Origin of the sequence: Streptococcus mitis, from assembly GCF_946190285.1 — a bacterium.
GTDB lineage: Bacteria > Bacillota > Bacilli > Lactobacillales > Streptococcaceae > Streptococcus > Streptococcus mitis_CP.
In genome coordinates this window covers 1-988 of record NZ_CAMHZX010000016.1, presented here as the reverse complement: position 1 = coordinate 988, position 988 = coordinate 1, and the positions used below count along the sequence as shown (strand labels likewise).

Genomic DNA, 988 nt, shown 5'->3' with positions numbered 1-988 from the left:
ACAGTAACTGTAACAAATGAGAAAAATGAACCAGCGACAATTACTTCAAAAGCAACATACAAACCAGAAATCGTTCCAGTACAACCAACATCAGAAGCTTCAACAACAAGCGATGTACAAGGTAAAGTACAAACTTCATCAATCGTTCTAGATACAGAAGAAACTGGAGACGATAAAGGAAAAACTGTTAACTTCAATAAGGGAATTGAACAAGGCCCTAAAGGAGAAAGAACAGAATTAGATCCAGATACATTAACATTATTGAATGAAGCTGGAGAAGAGGTAACTAGCGTAACAACTCCTCAAGGTAAGTATGAATTGGATAAAGCTAATAAAACTATTACATTTACTCCAAACAAAGACTTTGCAGGAGAAGCTACACCGGTTAAAGTTCAAATCAAAGATGCGAATGGTACAAAAGTGGAAACAACTTACACACCAACTGTTATCAAAGTAACACCAACAGGTAAAGATTCAGCAACTTTAGGACCGCAAGGAATTGCTCAAACATCACCAATCGTATTCAATCAAAAAGATGAATCTGATAATACAACAGTAAACTTTGAAACAGGTCATGAAAGAGTTGAATTAAAACAAGATACATTAACATTAGTCAATGGAAATGGTGAAAAAGTTACAACGATTACTGTACCAGAAGTTGGAACATATGAATTGAAAGATGGTGCGATTACATTTACACCAGTTAAGACATTCACTGGAACAGCTGAAGGAGTAACAGTTCAAGTTGAAGATGAAAATGGTAAAGTTGTTACGAAGAAATATGTACCAACAGTAACACCAGTAACACCAACATCAAAAACAGCTGAGTCAACAGAAATCCAAGGTAAAGAACAAAAAGGAACACCTGAGTTTACACCAGGAAATCCAGAAGTACCAATGGATAACGAAATACCAGCAACATTTGAAGATGGAAAAACTACGAAGACAGTAGAAAAAGTTGGAACATACACAGTAGCTAAAGATGGAA

1 protein-coding gene is annotated in these 988 nt (G+C 35.5%); it reads left to right on the top strand.

Annotation, left to right across the window (positions count from 1 at the left end):
• Window positions 1-988: Ig-like domain-containing protein (locus N8L39_RS09225; protein ID WP_474104177.1), on the top strand; the 988-nt coding region annotated here is incomplete at both ends.